Raw genomic sequence first — 15,287 nt, 5'->3', positions numbered from 1 at the left:
GTTTTTTTCAGAGTTGATGTTAACGCCTAAATAAAATGAGCTTATCTATTCTCAATATCATTAATATGGTGCTCTAAAGCTTTAACTGAAATTTGAATTTCCCAAATTAAAAAAGCCAAAGAAAGTATTAATAAAATAAGTGCTAAACCAAATATCCAAACCGCAATAGTATGCTGCTGTATGTAAATTAAGAACATAGTAAGTACACAAAATAACAAACTGGTAATGCCAAAAATTTGCATAGAACGGGTTAAATATAAGCGGTGTTTTATATTTTTAATTTGAGCTATTAAAACGGAATCCTTTTCTCTTTGATATTTATCGTGCAAGTTCCGTATTATAGCTGCATAAGCCAAAAATCTATTGGTGTAAGCTAACATAATTAAAGATATTGCTGAAAACAATAGAGCAGGAGTTGTTAAGGTAAGTTCTTCCATGAATAATAGGTTTTGTATAAAAAACTAAATTATTAATTCCATTTTATAATCGAGTGATTTTTACACTGGATTTTTTGGTATAAAAGAAGATTTTTTCCAGGGCACATTCATTTGATTTTTATCTCAAATGACTACCTAAAACGTGTAAACTATGTCCCTTTACGATACTTAATGCATGTTAACGTTTTGTGTATGCTTTCGTTATTTCCTCTTTTTTAATTCTGTTTCTATCAGCATTTAATTCCTCATTAAGGCTACTCTCTATCTGCAGGTAAAGGTGAAATCATAATGTGCGCTCTATGTGTTCCGGGATTCATAATCCAAGGATGATTTGGAGCATATGGGACTTCTGGCAAGCCGGTAGATTTTGATGTAGCCCAAGGCATATATACCACATAGCGGAGTTGAGCACCTTCAACTTTTGACGTTTCAGGGTTATACATTGTTTTTGCCCCGTAGTAAATGTGCAAAGTCGATCCAGGAGTTATTTTAAGTTGACCTGATTTCATTTCTGCTTCACGGATAGCAAAGACTTCTTGTCCTGTCTTTCCTTCTGCTCTTAAGGCTCGTCCTCTCGCCATAAAAGGTTCAAGATCTTTATGATAGCATGCGGCATTAAACCCATCCTGATTAGGATTATCAGCAAGAACAATAAATTCATTATCTCCTTCTCTCATCGTCACAAATTCACCTGCCATATTATATCCAATAACTTTACATTTCGATCTGCTTTCTTCGGGAGCAGCCATTAATGCTGTTGCAATTAAATCTTCATCAGTATCAATAGTCTTTAATTGTTTATTGATATCATTTGATTTACTATCTGTTGCAGTTTCCGTTATAGAGGATTCTTGTATAGGGGCTTTGGTTTTGTCTGATGAATTACAAGAAATCAAAATTCCTGTAAAAACTAATGCTGTAATAATACGTTTCATGTTTTATTAATTTTTTAGTATAGTTATAATGAAGTACAACGTAGGGATAAACACACCAGTGCATTTTATTTTGCTTACTCCTACCTCCACTAGGAAATCCTAGCGGTAGCCGGGGATTAAAATGCACTTACTTTTCGGTTTAACACTCAGCCAAATTTACAATTTTATCATTATATTTATTTCAGCCGTCAAATTGTAAATTTGGGGGACTTTATTAAAATCTGCCAGTTTTGGGATAGGGAATGTTGCCTATTCATTCAAAAATTATTGGATAGATAAGTTGAACAGCTACTTTTTGTCCTAAATGTTCACCAGGAATCCATTTTGGCATTGATTTGATTATTTTCAAAGCTTGTTCATCACATTCTGGAGAAAGGCTTCTTAAAATTTTGGGATCAATTACATTGCCATCTTTATCAATCACAAACTGGACGAAAACCTTTCCTTTTATGGATGTAGATTTATAACGTAGCTTTTTATAAAATGCCTTTTGTCCTTTTGCAAATTCCGGATATTTTTCAACAATTGTAAAAATCTCATCAAAATCAGTCTCTTTGGCAGAATCTTTTTTTATCGTTTCTTCTTCTTCTATAATGATGTCTTCCTCAATAATTCCTCCATAATTAAATTCAATTGGCGCAAAAGTTGTTTCGTTAGTATAAAAAGAATCTTCATCTCGGAATAGGTAGTAGGCGTACTTTTTATCCTTCGAATTAGTATCTATTGTTTGTCTTTGAATAACCATGTGTCTATTCCCCTTCAAGTCAAATACTTTTACTTTCTTGTTAAAAAACATATAAGCACCCAGATCTTCTTTAATCATTTTTTTTATTATCCGTAAGGTATCATCGTTTTCATAAGTGACGGAATCAATAATTGGAATAGGTATTGCATATTCTTTTGCAAAAGAATATGTTTTTTTGACCGATTCTAATTTTTCACCTTTCATAGTTTCCAATTTATCAAATGCTACGAAAATTGACCCGAATAGTTGTAAAAAATTAGCTCTGTCAAAGTGAATGTATACTTTCGAAGTTTTATAAATTACAGCATCATTTTCTTCACTTTCATGTAATTGCCAATTAATTTTATTCTGAGCAGACAGTTGAGATATAGTTGCTAATAGTAGAATTGTAAAAGTGTATTTTCTCATGCTCTTTGTGTTTAGATATTAAAATTATAGCCTAACGTTACTGCATATGGACAGGTTGTTGTATGCTGTGCTTTATTTAGTATTATTTCTAAACTTTTTAATATTCCATAGCGCAATCGTAGATGCAGTAAAAAAGACAACCAAAATTAGATTTAAGTAACCTCCTTTGATTACAATCCAAATGTTATCAGGTAAATATTTACAGACCAAATCTTCAATTAAAAGCGGGATTAATGGGAAAAAAATAATAATCCATCTCGGATATAAAGTTTTTCTCTTCCAAACTTGACTAATAAAAAGAATGGATAAAACACCAACAATTGGATAAACGAATAATCTCAAGGTTTTGTTTATTTTTTCAGAAAGTGAAACGGCCTCGTTTATATCAAGATTATGTTCAGTCGCCAGTTTCGCAGTTGTAGCGATAGCAAGAAAAGCTCCGTGAACTATTCCAAATGCTATTAAGATACTTCCGAAAAAAATCAATACGCCATTTCTAAAAATCGGTTTTGTCGTTTTAAATGCATAATATATTTGACCTAATCCAATCATATAAAACCAAGTTGCAAATAAGGCACAAACTCCACTTGCAATAATTCTAAAGTCAGAAGCATTACCCATATTTGTTTTAAAACTCGTACTAATTGGGTCATAATACAAAAGCATATCTCCAGCGAATAAAATCAATCCGCCAACTATTCCAAATAGTCCCAAAACTTTAATCCAAAAGGGATTCATTTTATTAATTGCAGGTTTTTCCGATATTGTATACCGGTTTTGTGTATGAAACGTAGCGTATTTAAAAGTACAAATTTTCGGATTAGCACTTAGCCACATTTTTATATGTTGTTTTTAATTTGTCATTCTTAAAAGCTAAAAAAGATCATTTCGCTATCGTGTAATATATTTGGCGGGGTTTGTAAATAAGCATTTTAACCTTCATTCATTGTTATACTTGATATCTATAATGATTACAAACTGTTTAATTCCGCTATTTTATCTACTAACAAACTTCGATAATTTTTCATATAATCGGGATATAATGCATTACGAAAACGCCAAGATTTATGAAAACCATCATCATTTTGAAGTTCTAAATAAAATCCACCATTAACATCTGTACAATCAGTACAATCTAAATAGCCATTAGGCTCATTAAATATTTCATTAGGTAATTCAGCTATTAGGTTTTTAAAATCTTGATAATCTGCATTAGTCATCAGTTGAAAGTTACCTTCAAAAAAAGTGTTTTCAGGATAATTATAATCAATATCCTTATAAACTTTTTCATTCTCTATTTTATATATAGTTGAACAATCACCTGAACAACTTGAATCAGCAAACCAACCAAAAATGAGTATTTCATTTTTTTCCTCAGAAGTTACATTGTCATCTTCCGATTTACATCCAGAAATAATAAAAGTTAATAATAATAAGTTTAATATTAAGTTCAGTTTTTTCATTTTAGTCTTTTCTTTAATTATTGTCAACGTGTTTATGGTTTGTTGCGTGTTTTAAGCGCCTAATTTAGCAAATACAAACCGAATAGAAAATCCGCAAAGATTTTCGTAAGTAGACTTGTACTAGCAATTAATTTTATAGGAAGTTGGTAACCGCTATTTTTAATAAATATTCACACTTCTACAATTTTCAAATGACTTCCTACTCCCTCAATAGCATATAATTTACTCGTTGATTGATTTAAATTATTTTCATTTTCGTTGTCATCACTACAGCTAAATAGCAGGACAGTTATTGTAGTGAAAATTATAATTCTACAGAAAGATGTTAATCGCTGCAATTTTGTTATTGTCATAGTGTTCATTTATGGGTTTCTTTGTCTTAGTTGTTGCCAACGTGAGTCCGTATATTAACCCTGTCTTATTTATTCAAAAAAAAAGAAGTTGTTTTTATTCTGTATAGGAATCAAGGTTTTTGTCAAAAAAGAGCTTAAACTGATTGTTTCTGGTTGTAAAAGGAGCATATTTAAAAAAAGAAAGAACCCCCACATTCTATGAAACAGCGAGGATTCCGCGAAAATCAATTGTTCTGTTATTCAGTGCGACTTTTGCAGGGTTAGGATTTTTTAATTCTGTTATTAAAGTGTTATAATATTGAAAATTATTAAGCCTTAAAAGAAGTAGCCAACATTTAATTGTAATACTCCATTTTTATTTGTCACACCACCCACATCGTTAATATTAGATAAACCTAAAACATAACGTACTCCAAAATTAAGACCATTATCCAATTTATAGCCAAGACCGAAATTCACACCAAAATCTGTTGTTTTAAAAAGATCTTTATAATCTTCAGTGCCTCCTTTAGTAGAAAGTAAAAAACCAATTTGAGGTCCTGCTTCAAGGCTCAACCTTTTTGTAACATAGTACTTTGCTATTAATGGAATATTCAAATAGTTTAGTGCTATAATACCCTCAGAATCAATGTTTGTATCATACCCTTGTCCGGAATACATTAATTCGGGTTGCAAAGAGAATTTGTCTGAAATTTTAATTTCAGCCATGGCTCCAAAATTAAAAGCGGTTACAGTTTGATCTTTTGAGGTATTGTCTCCAATAACTGTAGCAAAGTTTAAACCGCCTTTAATTCCGAATTCAACGTCTTGTGCGTTAATATGTGCTAATCCCAAAATGCTGATGGCTGTTACTAGTAATAGTTTTTTCATTGTTTTAAATTTTTTGATTATTTAAAACAAATCAAATGTTTTTTGTGTTTGTAGGATTGTGTTTATAATAGCTTTAACGTTTTTAACCATTATTAACAGAACAATTTCTAAATTTTAACAGAAGTATTTCTTAATTTTTAAATCAGTTGAGTCTACTGTGGTAAGCCTAAGCAAATACCAATAAAAAATAATTTAAAAAAGCTTTTACGTCTCTGTAAAAGCTTTCTTTTTTTCCTCCTTACACTTAAAACTTCCTCGGTACGCCACAAGGAAATCCTAGCCGGGGCATACTATGGAACAGCGGGGGAGACCACTAATCTAATGGGTTTTTAATTGTTTTGAAAGTATTTGTAGCTACACGAGTAATATTTCTGCCTTTTACTAGAACCATGACCTAAAAGTATTTGTATTTGCCTTAAATCTACCTCTGCTACCTCTAGTTTTCAAAACTAGTGGCGGTAAGCGTCTACAAATGTCAATGAAAATAATCTAGAAAAGCTTCTGCATTTCTGTAAAAACTTTTTTCTTTTTATCACTCACACTCGGCACTAGGGGGTAGTTAGTAGTGACTGAAATGCCTAACCTTTATAATCTATATTATTTAAAATAATCGGTTTTAACGACTTTTTTATACTTAAAATAATGTTAGCTTTATTTCTATGATGCATTTGCTGAAAATGAGAATTGTGTCTATTACAGATTAAGAATAGATAAACCTGTATAAGCTTTAATATTCTCTTGCTTATATCATTCATTTGATTGTCATCATAACTCGGAAAATATTTAAAAGCAGTTAGTTTTTGCATGTTTATTGCTTTTGCAGTATGGGTATCTTTGCATAAATCTCCATATTCGGATAAGCAAGAATTCAGCATTGTTTTTTGCGGCTCTTTTTTGAAATAATCTATTTCTTTGATAGAATCGAATATTACGAAAATCCTCTTTTCTTCTAATATACCTTCAATATCTTGTTCGCAAAATCCCTTAAAAAAGGTCTCTATTGAACTCCTTAACATCATTCTTGCTGACTTATATGATCCGTTTATAGAATGAAATACTGCTGAGAGAATATCAGAAGATGATTCAACGATATATGTGAATTGAATTTTTTTTATTTCTGGCTTTAATTTGGTATCGTCGACAAGTGATTCCAATTCACTTATTAGAGTTAAATAAGAATAATATTTTTTGTGAATTTTTCTTAAATTCTTAATCACTTCATCATTTTTAAAAACTTTTTTGAGTTTATAGTTTTTTAAAAATGTTATAAATTCTTCGAAATCTTTACTAACTTCTCTTGACATTATTGATTTGTAATTTCTCTAATTGCTTCATTCCATGAAAAGTTTGGGCTGTTCTTTTTCTTCTTAAGCATAGTTTTAAATTTCGTATTACTAGTAAGTGATTGTATCGCATCAGTAATATCGAGGACTCTATTATTTTTAAGTTCTAAAATTTCTATTATTACCAATCCAATAATTTCATATCTAGATCTCTTTTCAGGTCTTGAAATGCTAATATTGAAAGTAGATTCCGCAAAGTCTATTAAATCTGAATTTCTGGAAAATAGTTTCTTGTCGTTTAATAATTTAGGTAAAATACCAATTAAGCGATCTTTTTCGCTTAATCTACTTTCGTTAATTGTACCATGCATTATTGAGTTTCTAATATTTTGATTGATTCTAATTTCATTTAGAAAATCATTCAAATCTACATTTTTATGCGATTTAAAAACCCAAGATAGCTCTTCTAGAAAGTTAAATATTTTTTTTATTTCGTTATCATTCATTTCTCGCAAATAATTGATTTATAATTTTGCTAAAATTTCATTTACTAGACCCGTAAGGGCAATTTTCGCACTCTCATCAGAATTATCTAAGATAAATTTCTGATTTAATTGTTCGCGTGCTATTTGGGTCCGTTTAGGTATTTCTTTGTTAAATTTTAAGGCTCTCCATTTCTTGCTTTTTGAAATTATCCCAAGAACACCTTTATGTACTTTAGTGCCGGTTTCAACCATTGTGAGTACTAATCCTAGGCATTTAATTTTTATATTAAGATTGTCCCTTTTATCTTCAATAATACTTTCGAGTAGATCAATTCCGGTAAAACTCATTGGATCGGGTTTTACTGGAATGATGTAATTATCAGATGCTAATAAGGCACTAGTCATCCATATTGAAGGAGTTGGCGGGGTATCGATTATTGTAATATCGATATCAATCTTCTTTTTTATTGCTTCAATGAACCTAGATAATTTATACTCTCTACCTTCTCCCGGGGACATTTCCATTCTGTAAAGCTCTAAATTACCAGGCAATAAAAAAAGATTTTTTCGAATTTCAATTGGTTCTATTTTATCTATTTTTTTGCTTTTTAACTCTCCGATTCCATCAACTGTCTTGGCTACTGCGCGTTTTACTCGATCAAAAACATTTACAATAGTATCCTTTTCCTTTTCTAAGTGTTTGACATAGGCTTTTGGTTGCATTAAACTTTGAGTGCAGTTAAATTGTGGATCAACATCTAATATAAGTACTTTTTTGTCATGACGTGATGCAAGACAATCAGCAATATTTATAGCGAGAGTTGTTTTACCTACGCCCCCTTTCATATTTATTAGACTTATAACACTCATCTTTATTTAATATTTTTAAATTTTTTATTGTAATTAATTAGGATGTATAAATCCATTTCATTTTTAAGAAGGTAATTTATGAATTTTATATAATTAAAAGTTATTTTCTTTAGTATTTAGCTTTTTTGAGCTATTAACTACAACTATTGTATAAACATAATATTGCGTTTATTCCTATTATAAATAAACCAAATTTATCTAATATTTTCCTTTTATTAGTGGTTTAGCTCTTAGGAGTTTATATCACAGAAAAGTACAATAAAATTAGCACCTAAAGCGGTATGTTCACTCCATAATTTTTTTCAAACTCTTCAAATAAGCTTTTCAAAGAATACCTCTCCTGTCTACAAATATTGTAAATGGTTGCCATTGGTATATCATAACCTTCAGAGCTCTTTAATTTACTGAGAGTAGACGAAGATAAGCCACATGAGCTTGCATATTTGTTCTGAGAAATCACATTTCCATCTTGATCATGAAATGTTTGCAAGAACTTATTAGCAATAAAGTTGCACAAATATCTATTTACTAAAGCGTTTGCCTTATTTAATTCATCCTTACTTTTTTTGTTCTTGTGTTTACTCATCGTTATTTACAATTCACCCAAATCAAGCGAATAATCAAAAATTAACTGTTCGCGTTAGCGAATGATTGCCTTTTTTTATATATTAGCTCCAGAAATACATATTTTTGCGATTCTTCTTTTAAAATATTGAAGCAATTGCTTTGAATCTCATGTTAGAAAACTGGTAATTTTTAAAACCACGAGATGATAAGTAGATTGGCTCACGTACCCGGGCGTGGGCTCTCTTATCGTGGTTGGGTATACCAGTACCTCTAACGTGGTAAGTTGAGTTCCGCGCCTTTTTTGTTTTCACACATTATAGGCTTTGGAGAGGTGATATCTCTTTTTAAGGAACTAAACTTAAAATGTTACTAACTAATAGCATTAAATTCTATGGAAAAAACAGAAACCTATACATTACCAGATAGTTTTATACTACCACACTATGCCCTTATAGCCACATTAATGGTCTTATTGGATAAAACTGAGCTAACGTATGCCGTTAAAAACCATTGTAAAACAGGGCTAAGGGTTATTGGCATTATCCATGCTCATGAGGGCTATAATACCGGAACAAATCTTTTGTCAAGAAAAGAGTTTGACGGGTTCTTTGCGTTTTTCCCTGCCGCATATTTTAACAACAGAGCATTGATTCCAGCACATATGATTATTGAAAATATAGAATCGTGTATTAAAATAAACGACGTAGTAAATAGTAATAAATGAATGAACTTACATTAAATAATTATAAAAAGCTTTTTGAGAGCTTGTACCCACAACTAAGTGTGTTTGCTTACAAATACCTCAACGATTGGGAATTCTCAAAAGATGTTGTTGAGGAAGTATTTGTTAAAGCATGGGAAGATAAAATCACTTTTCAAAACAAAGACCATGTAACAGGGGTTTTTTATAAGACGGTAAAAAATGAATGTCTTCATTTTTTAAAAAGTAAACACTATAAGGTTACAGAACATTATGAGCCCCCGCACAAATAAAATTCAGTATGTAAGTGATTCCCTTTTGTTCTTTAGATAGAGCCAGTAAGCTCTCGTTGTAGTCTTCTTTATTGTGAAAAATTTAATCTCTCTGTTTGCTTTGAAAAAGCAATAATATCTCTAACTAACATTTTTCTAGCAAAAGGGAACCTTACATAAGTTTTTATTTTAACCCGAGTTGGACGTAAGTTTTATTGAAAAAAATCAAATTAATCAATTGAAATACAGTTGTTTGTCATGCCGACAGAGCGAAGGGTGAGCCTTTCGACTACGCTCAAGATAAACTTGAGACATCTCAATATGATGAGATTCCTCCTCAAAAGCTTCGCTTTATATCTTCAAACAAAATATATTTTGTTTTTGATAGCGTTCGGAATGACAAGGTTTCTTCTCACGCTATCGCTTGAAAAGAACCAAGCCCAAAACTTCGTCTCCGAAGCTTTTGTGCTCTATCCTTCCGAAAGGTCGGACAGCCCAATGGCCTTTTCCTGACAACGGGCAGAGGGACCTGGCCGCACTAAAAAAAGAAAGACCATGGAGGTTGGGACTGTGGCCTATCCAGGGTTCTGTCAAAAATCAAGGAGTCAGCACGAGGGCTTTGAGATAAAAAGCTGTTTGAGCTTGATATTGGATTATCGGTGGACCAGTAATTATGGCAAATAAAAGGGCAAACAAAGAAAGGTCATATGGCGAGTTCTTTTTATCTGTGGCTGGGACCTCCGTAGCATTTTCTACAGGATTCTGGTAAGCCTAGACCTTTTTGGTTTGCGGCAATGGTAAAAAGATCATGGTACTCTTATTGTTTATTAATTTGTGGGTACACCGTAGCTGCCATAGGCAGGTTCGCTATATTCTATACCGAGCACAGTTGGAGTGATCTGAACGACAGGTTTATTTTATTCTGATAACACACAGATTCCGAATATAAATCTCAGCTAAATTTGTTATACTCTCACAATCACGTAGCCTTTTCTTGTTTTCTTATAGTGATTTCCATTCCAAAAGTAATAACGTTTCCCTTTAACTTTTACAATTTTGTAATGCCTAGGGGCTTTTTTTACAACAACGACCTTTGCAGGTTTAGTAACAACATGGGTACGGGTAACACAAGATGATAAGCTCATCGTGCATAAAACGAAAAATAAAATAATAAATAGTCTCATAGCTTTTTAAGATTAAATTCTACTATAAGACTTTCTACAAAGCAAAAAGTTTAATCGGGAAGAAATCCCTCAAGGTTTTGCCTAGGGATTTCAATTGAAATTGCCATACACCTTCACTGTGCGAAATATTTTATTTATTCAAAAAGTGCTTTTAATTCTGTAGCCTCATTTGGTTTTATTTTCCCGGCTAATAATAAACTTAATTGTTTACGGCGCAATGCAGCATCAAAGCGTTCTTTTTCTAAATCGGTTTCTGGAATGACTTCAGGAATTGCAATAGGGCGCCCTGTTTCATCTACCGCCACAAAGGTATAAATAGCTTCATTTGCTTTCGCTTTATCACCAGACTCTCTATCTTCTACCCAGACATCCATAAACACCTCCATAGAGGTCTTAAAAGCACGAGACACCTTAGCTTCAACAGTTACGACACTTCCTAAAGGAACGGCTCTATTAAAAGCGACATGATTCACAGAAGCAGTTACCACAATACGTCTTGAATGGCGTCTTGCAGCAATACTTGCCGCGCGATCCATTCGCGCTAGTAGTTCGCCACCAAATAAGTTATTTAATGGGTTGGTTTCACCAGGTAAGACCACATCGGTGAGTATGGTTCTCGATTGTTCGGGAGTTTTTGCTTGCATCACAATAAATTTAATGATGCGGCAAAGTTAAGTATTAATACCATTTTATGTTTGAATTTTCCGAAAAAGAAAATGATGATTTTTTTCTTTATTATGAATAATAAAAACATGTACTCAGCTTGACTGGGTATCAAGCATAGCAATAGTTACGGTTGTTTTTTATTTTGAAATAGAAAGGGAAAAAGGGCGTTTTATTACGGAAAATTCAAGCATAAAATGGTATAAAGCAGTAAAATATGAGTGAATTTGTAAAAACTAATCTAGTTTTCTAACATCTAACCAAGCGTCTTTATTATGCGTTCTCTTGATGGTTCTTAAGGCTTCCAAAGCTTCTAATCTATCTTCGTAACTGGCATAAACAACCTGATGTAAACCATACTTATTAACACCAATTTTTCGGGCACTAAAACCGGCTGCTTTAAGTTGTTTTATTTTTTTATCACAATTTTCCTCAATTCTAAAAGCACCGGCAATAATATGATAATTACCAGTTTGCTTATTAACATTTAGAGTAATGGCTGGAAACGGATTTAAATTAAATGTTGCTTGTTGTATTTTAGCGTCTAATTGTTGTGATGCTTCCTCTTGTGCTAATTGATTATGTTGCTCGATTTGATTTACATAATAATTAGATCCTGCAAAACCACCAAGCGTTAAGGCAATTACAGCAATGGCTGCATATTTTAAATATGGTCTGGTTTTGCGCTTTTCTGGAGTAACAGTAATAGGAATTACTTTTTCAATGCTTTCAACCTCTTCTTTGTAAACCTCTCGGGTGACTGTTGGGGATACAAATTGAGACAGCCCAAAGGCATCTGTTAAATAGTTAAGGTGATTAGAAGGTTCAAACAAAATTTTACCTTCACTATTAAAAACAATGTCTCCAATATTTTTAAAAGTAAGTGTTTCCCCTTGTGTTAAGTAAGCTTTTAATGTTTTTACTCGTTTTGCAATTTTTTTATTGGCAACTTCAAAAGGGATTTTTTCTACATCGGCAATATAATGCGCCAACAAACCATCATTTTTTTGAATTTGCTCATTAAATGACAGCATTTTGTTAGGCGGATAAAAAGCATTAGTGCTTTCGTGAATGGTTGCAGATACACGTTGTGTTAAAAAAGCACCAAACTCAGGAATGGTAACACACTCATATCTATATAGTAAATCGCTTATGTAGGTTTCTAATTGCATAAAAACAAAGTTAAAAAATTATGCTTTCATATAAAATTTAGCCACAAGTATTTATTAACAGTATAAAAATTCTTTTATTGCAGCTTAAAAATCAATGATATAGAATGACAGAAAATGATTTGCTTTATACTTTAGCTTTACAACATGTACCAAATATAGGCGATATAACTGCTAAACGACTTATCTCGCATTGCGGTACTGCCGAAGCCGTTTTAAAGGAAAAAAAACAAAACCTGCTTAAAATTGATGGCATAGGGAGTCTTGTTTTAAAGGACTTTTTTAAAACAGATCATTTAAAGGCTGCCGAAAAAGAAATGGACTTTATAAAATCGAACGACATTAAAGTGTCTTATTTTATGGAGGAAAGTTATCCTGAAAAATTAAAGCATTGTATTGATGGACCGATTTTATTATTTCAATCGGGGCATATTAATTTAAAACAACAGCATATTATTAGTATTGTGGGCGCTCGAAAAATAACAACTAGCGGCATAGCGTTTTGTGAATCATTGGTAGAAACGCTGGCACCTTATAATCCCATTATTGTTTCCGGTTTTGCCTATGGAACGGATATTACAGCACATAAAGCAGCTATTAAATACAATTTACAAACCATAGGTTGTTTAGCGCATGGGTTGAATCAAGTTTATCCCAAAGTGCATAAAAAGTATATGGTCGATATGGAGAAAAATGGGGGCTTTTTTACCGATTTTTGGAGTAGTGACACATTTGATAGAAATAACTTTTTAAAAAGAAATAGAATCATTGCAGGTTTAAGTGAGGCGACCATAGTTATAGAATCTGCTGAAAAAGGTGGAAGTCTGGTTACTGCAGATATTGCAAATTCTTATAATAGAGATGTGTTTGCCGTTCCGGGAAGGACCACAGATACTCAGAGTATGGGGTGTAATAATTTAATAAAACATCAAAAAGCACACATGCTTACGACGTCTTTAGATGTTCCTTATATGCTCAATTGGCAATTAAAAGAAGACAAAAAACCAGCCATACAAAAACAATTGTTTGTTGAATTGGACCCTATAGAAAAAATAATCTATGCGTATTTAAAAGAAAACGAAAAACAACAACTGGATGTGATTGCCATTCATTGCAAGATGCCTATTTTTAAAGCAGCAAGTGTATTGCTTAACATGGAGCTTAAAGGAGTGATTAGACCTTTGCCCGGTAAGTTATTTGAGGTTGTTTAATTCCTGCGAATGGAGGAATCTTATTAAATAACATGAACTCGATATTAATTTCAATGGGCAAATAGTATTTATGTTTCTGATAAATAGCGCTTTGTCATGTCTGCGGAGAGCGAAGCATGAGCAACGAGACATCTCAGAAGGATGAGATTCCTCCTCGTTCCTCGTTCGGAATGACAAAAGACACGTTGAACATACCTTTTGTTTTGATAATAAAAACTGCAAAAAGATCTGTTTTTTCAGGTATAATCTAATTAATAAGATTCCTGCCTTCGCAGGAATTTGTTAATACCCAACCTTCTCCCTAACACGATTTAAAACAGTATCGGCTACTACTTTTGCTTTTTCAGCACCTAAAGTTAAGGCTTTGTCAACCTCGTTAAGGTTATCCATGTAGTAGTTATAGCGTTCACGTTGTGTAGCAAATTTTTCAACAATTAATTCGAACAAAGCTTGTTTGGCATGCCCATAACCATAACCGCCATTTTCGTAATTAGCTTTCATGGATTCAATTTGCTTGTCATTAGCCAACAAATTATAAATAGCAAAGCAATTACAGGTTTCCCAATCTTTTGGTTCTTCCAATGGCGTACTATCTGTTTGAATAGTCATTATTTGCTTGCGTAGTTTTTTATCATCTAAAAAAATATTGATAATATTATTTCTACTCTTACTCATTTTTTCACCGTCGGTTCCAGGAATAAGCTTTGTGTTTTCTTGTATTTTCCCTTCTGGTAATACAAACGTTTCGCCAACTTTGGCATGAAAACGAGAGGCAACATCACGTGTCATTTCGATATGTTGTAGCTGATCTTTTCCAACTGGAATAATTTCAGCATCATATAACAAAATGTCCGCAGCCATAAGCATTGGGTAAGTAAATAAACCAGAGTTCACGTCCTCTAACCTGTCGGCTTTATCCTTAAAACTATGTGCTAATGTTAAACGCTGGTAAGGAAAGAAACAGCTTAAATACCAAGTTAGCTCAGTAACTTGCGGAACGTCACTTTGTCTGTAAAACACTGTTTTTTCTATATCTAAACCAAAAGCTAACCAAGTAGCCGCTGTAGAATACGTGTTAAATCGTAATGTTTCGGCATCTTTAATTTGAGTTAAAGTATGCATATTTGCGATAAATAAATAAGAATCATTTTCAGGAGTATTAGCCATCTCAATAGCCGGCATAATAGCTCCTAAAATATTTCCTAAATGTGGTGTCCCGGTACTTTGTATGCCTGTAAGTATTCTTGCCATGTGTACTTTCCGCCTTTCGGCTCCGCTCAAGATAAACTTCAGCGGAAATCTTTTTAATTAAATAACACCGCGAAAATACGTATTTGTTTAACAATAAAAAAAGCGGTTAATACCGCTTTTTTATAAAATATGGGAATTTTATTTTTTAAATAAACCTGCGACAAATAATATGACCGAAGCGCCAATGGCTCCTGTTAAAATATCACCAACAATACCACTCATTAAGGTAATATTAAGTTTTTGAAAAAGCCAATTACCAACAACGCCACCTATAATACCAATTACAATATTAAAAATTAGCCCAAAACCGCCACCTTTCATTAATTTTCCAGCTAACCAGCCAGCAATACCTCCAATTAAAAGTGCATACAGTAAACTCATGATTTATTTGTTTTAAGTTATTATGATCTAAATATAATCA

19 protein-coding genes are annotated in these 15,287 nt (G+C 32.4%); 3 read left to right on the top strand and 16 right to left on the bottom strand.

Annotated features, from left to right (window positions below; translation table 11 throughout):
* Positions 1-41: 41 nt before the first annotated feature.
* The 11 genes from Q4Q47_RS07775 to Q4Q47_RS07725 all read right to left on the bottom strand — a co-directional run bounded on the left by Q4Q47_RS07775 (position 42) and on the right by Q4Q47_RS07725 (position 8,435).
* Positions 42-437, bottom strand: coding sequence for a DUF2721 domain-containing protein (locus Q4Q47_RS07775; RefSeq protein WP_303306088.1), 396 nt, complete (start codon positions 435-437; stop codon positions 42-44).
* 254 nt (positions 438-691) lie between these two features.
* On the bottom strand, positions 692-1,372 hold the full coding sequence (locus tag Q4Q47_RS07770; RefSeq protein WP_303306087.1) for a hypothetical protein: 681 nt from the start codon (positions 1,370-1,372) through the stop codon (positions 692-694).
* A 253-nt stretch (positions 1,373-1,625) separates the two neighbouring features.
* Positions 1,626-2,525, bottom strand: a complete 900-nt coding sequence (locus Q4Q47_RS07765; RefSeq protein ID WP_303306086.1) for an energy transducer TonB — start codon at positions 2,523-2,525, stop codon at positions 1,626-1,628.
* A 72-nt stretch (positions 2,526-2,597) separates the two neighbouring features.
* Positions 2,598-3,263, bottom strand: coding sequence for a DUF6796 family protein (locus tag Q4Q47_RS07760; RefSeq protein ID WP_303306085.1), 666 nt, complete (start codon positions 3,261-3,263; stop codon positions 2,598-2,600).
* Between the two features lie 233 nt (positions 3,264-3,496).
* Positions 3,497-3,988 carry a hypothetical protein gene (locus tag Q4Q47_RS07755; protein ID WP_303306084.1) on the bottom strand — a complete coding sequence of 164 codons (492 nt, stop codon included), beginning with the start codon at positions 3,986-3,988 and terminating at the stop codon, positions 3,497-3,499.
* A 170-nt stretch (positions 3,989-4,158) separates the two neighbouring features.
* Positions 4,159-4,341 (bottom strand): hypothetical protein, encoded by a 183-nt coding sequence (locus Q4Q47_RS07750; RefSeq protein ID WP_303306083.1) that lies wholly within the window; start codon positions 4,339-4,341, stop codon positions 4,159-4,161.
* Positions 4,342-4,656: 315 nt separating this feature from the next.
* Positions 4,657-5,211 carry a porin family protein gene (locus Q4Q47_RS07745; RefSeq protein ID WP_303306082.1) on the bottom strand — a complete coding sequence of 185 codons (555 nt, stop codon included), beginning with the start codon at positions 5,209-5,211 and terminating at the stop codon, positions 4,657-4,659.
* Positions 5,212-5,789: 578 nt separating this feature from the next.
* Positions 5,790-6,515, bottom strand: coding sequence for a hypothetical protein (locus Q4Q47_RS07740; RefSeq protein ID WP_303306081.1), 726 nt, complete (start codon positions 6,513-6,515; stop codon positions 5,790-5,792).
* Entirely contained in the window at positions 6,515-7,000 is a 486-nt protein-coding gene (locus Q4Q47_RS07735; RefSeq protein WP_303306080.1) for a hypothetical protein, read from the bottom strand. The genes Q4Q47_RS07740 and Q4Q47_RS07735 overlap by 1 nt, the downstream gene beginning before the upstream one ends.
* Before the next feature lie 18 nt (positions 7,001-7,018).
* Positions 7,019-7,849: a ParA family protein gene (locus Q4Q47_RS07730; RefSeq protein ID WP_303306079.1), complete on the bottom strand. Its 831-nt coding sequence runs from the start codon at positions 7,847-7,849 to the stop codon at positions 7,019-7,021.
* Positions 7,850-8,120: 271 nt separating this feature from the next.
* The gene (locus Q4Q47_RS07725) at positions 8,121-8,435 is read right to left on the bottom strand and encodes a hypothetical protein (RefSeq protein ID WP_303306078.1); all 315 of its coding nucleotides are present in this window, start codon (positions 8,433-8,435) and stop codon (positions 8,121-8,123) included.
* Between the two features lie 372 nt (positions 8,436-8,807).
* Here Q4Q47_RS07725 and Q4Q47_RS07720 point away from each other — a divergent pair, with 372 nt between their 5' ends.
* Together Q4Q47_RS07720 and Q4Q47_RS07715 are read left to right on the top strand one after the other, a co-directional pair.
* Positions 8,808-9,140 carry a hypothetical protein gene (locus tag Q4Q47_RS07720; RefSeq protein WP_303306077.1) on the top strand — a complete coding sequence of 111 codons (333 nt, stop codon included), beginning with the start codon at positions 8,808-8,810 and terminating at the stop codon, positions 9,138-9,140.
* Entirely contained in the window at positions 9,137-9,409 is a 273-nt protein-coding gene (locus Q4Q47_RS07715) for a sigma factor (RefSeq protein ID WP_303306076.1), read from the top strand. The genes Q4Q47_RS07720 and Q4Q47_RS07715 overlap by 4 nt, the downstream gene beginning before the upstream one ends.
* Positions 9,410-10,353: 944 nt before the next feature.
* On the opposite strand, the gene Q4Q47_RS23795 is transcribed toward Q4Q47_RS07715, so the two are convergent.
* From Q4Q47_RS23795 to Q4Q47_RS07705, 3 genes are all read right to left on the bottom strand, one after another.
* Complete coding sequence (locus tag Q4Q47_RS23795) at positions 10,354-10,533, bottom strand: DUF6515 family protein (RefSeq protein WP_332243946.1); 180 nt, start codon at positions 10,531-10,533, stop codon at positions 10,354-10,356.
* Between the two features lie 173 nt (positions 10,534-10,706).
* Complete coding sequence (locus tag Q4Q47_RS07710; protein WP_303306075.1) at positions 10,707-11,216, bottom strand: acyl-CoA thioesterase; 510 nt, start codon at positions 11,214-11,216, stop codon at positions 10,707-10,709.
* A 255-nt stretch (positions 11,217-11,471) separates the two neighbouring features.
* A complete protein-coding gene (locus Q4Q47_RS07705) occupies positions 11,472-12,407 on the bottom strand; it encodes an HU domain-containing protein (protein WP_303306074.1) in 936 nt (311 codons plus the stop codon).
* 104 nt (positions 12,408-12,511) lie between these two features.
* Between Q4Q47_RS07705 and dprA the strand changes: the two genes are divergently transcribed.
* Complete coding sequence (gene dprA, locus Q4Q47_RS07700) at positions 12,512-13,615, top strand: DNA-processing protein DprA (RefSeq protein ID WP_303306073.1); 1,104 nt, start codon at positions 12,512-12,514, stop codon at positions 13,613-13,615.
* Positions 13,616-13,897: 282 nt separating this feature from the next.
* Here the strand turns inward: dprA and trpS are convergent, their stop codons facing one another.
* Together trpS and Q4Q47_RS07690 are read right to left on the bottom strand one after the other, a co-directional pair.
* Entirely contained in the window at positions 13,898-14,866 is a 969-nt protein-coding gene (gene trpS / locus Q4Q47_RS07695; protein ID WP_303306072.1) for a tryptophan--tRNA ligase, read from the bottom strand.
* Positions 14,867-15,004: 138 nt separating this feature from the next.
* On the bottom strand, positions 15,005-15,247 hold the full coding sequence (locus Q4Q47_RS07690; RefSeq protein WP_303306071.1) for a GlsB/YeaQ/YmgE family stress response membrane protein: 243 nt from the start codon (positions 15,245-15,247) through the stop codon (positions 15,005-15,007).
* Positions 15,248-15,287: the final 40 nt, after the last annotated feature.

Origin of the sequence: Flavivirga spongiicola (genome assembly GCF_030540825.1) — a bacterium.
GTDB lineage: Bacteria > Bacteroidota > Bacteroidia > Flavobacteriales > Flavobacteriaceae > Flavivirga > Flavivirga spongiicola.
Note: the sequence above shows the minus strand (reverse complement) of the source record. Positions and strands in the feature narration are given on the sequence as shown.

What these genes read in the sequence shown, in the direction of transcription:
- Q4Q47_RS07775 (WP_303306088.1), bottom strand. Translation starts at nt 437, where the DNA reads ATGGAAGAACTTACCTTAACAACTCCTGCTCTATTGTTTTCAGCAATA.
- Q4Q47_RS07770 (WP_303306087.1), bottom strand. Translation starts at nt 1,372, where the DNA reads ATGAAACGTATTATTACAGCATTAGTTTTTACAGGAATTTTGATTTCT.
- Q4Q47_RS07765 (WP_303306086.1), bottom strand. Translation starts at nt 2,525, where the DNA reads ATGAGAAAATACACTTTTACAATTCTACTATTAGCAACTATATCTCAA.
- Q4Q47_RS07760 (WP_303306085.1), bottom strand. Translation starts at nt 3,263, where the DNA reads ATGAATCCCTTTTGGATTAAAGTTTTGGGACTATTTGGAATAGTTGGC.
- Q4Q47_RS07755 (WP_303306084.1), bottom strand. Translation starts at nt 3,988, where the DNA reads ATGAAAAAACTGAACTTAATATTAAACTTATTATTATTAACTTTTATT.
- Q4Q47_RS07750 (WP_303306083.1), bottom strand. Translation starts at nt 4,341, where the DNA reads ATGACAATAACAAAATTGCAGCGATTAACATCTTTCTGTAGAATTATA.
- Q4Q47_RS07745 (WP_303306082.1), bottom strand. Translation starts at nt 5,211, where the DNA reads ATGAAAAAACTATTACTAGTAACAGCCATCAGCATTTTGGGATTAGCA.
- Q4Q47_RS07740 (WP_303306081.1), bottom strand. Translation starts at nt 6,515, where the DNA reads ATGTCAAGAGAAGTTAGTAAAGATTTCGAAGAATTTATAACATTTTTA.
- Q4Q47_RS07735 (WP_303306080.1), bottom strand. Translation starts at nt 7,000, where the DNA reads ATGAATGATAACGAAATAAAAAAAATATTTAACTTTCTAGAAGAGCTA.
- Q4Q47_RS07730 (WP_303306079.1), bottom strand. Translation starts at nt 7,849, where the DNA reads ATGAGTGTTATAAGTCTAATAAATATGAAAGGGGGCGTAGGTAAAACA.
- Q4Q47_RS07725 (WP_303306078.1), bottom strand. Translation starts at nt 8,435, where the DNA reads ATGAGTAAACACAAGAACAAAAAAAGTAAGGATGAATTAAATAAGGCA.
- Q4Q47_RS07720 (WP_303306077.1), top strand. Translation starts at nt 8,808, where the DNA reads ATGGAAAAAACAGAAACCTATACATTACCAGATAGTTTTATACTACCA.
- Q4Q47_RS07715 (WP_303306076.1), top strand. Translation starts at nt 9,137, where the DNA reads ATGAATGAACTTACATTAAATAATTATAAAAAGCTTTTTGAGAGCTTG.
- Q4Q47_RS23795 (WP_332243946.1), bottom strand. Translation starts at nt 10,533, where the DNA reads ATGAGCTTATCATCTTGTGTTACCCGTACCCATGTTGTTACTAAACCT.
- Q4Q47_RS07710 (WP_303306075.1), bottom strand. Translation starts at nt 11,216, where the DNA reads ATGCAAGCAAAAACTCCCGAACAATCGAGAACCATACTCACCGATGTG.
- Q4Q47_RS07705 (WP_303306074.1), bottom strand. Translation starts at nt 12,407, where the DNA reads ATGCAATTAGAAACCTACATAAGCGATTTACTATATAGATATGAGTGT.
- dprA (WP_303306073.1), top strand. Translation starts at nt 12,512, where the DNA reads ATGACAGAAAATGATTTGCTTTATACTTTAGCTTTACAACATGTACCA.
- trpS (WP_303306072.1), bottom strand. Translation starts at nt 14,866, where the DNA reads ATGGCAAGAATACTTACAGGCATACAAAGTACCGGGACACCACATTTA.
- Q4Q47_RS07690 (WP_303306071.1), bottom strand. Translation starts at nt 15,247, where the DNA reads ATGAGTTTACTGTATGCACTTTTAATTGGAGGTATTGCTGGCTGGTTA.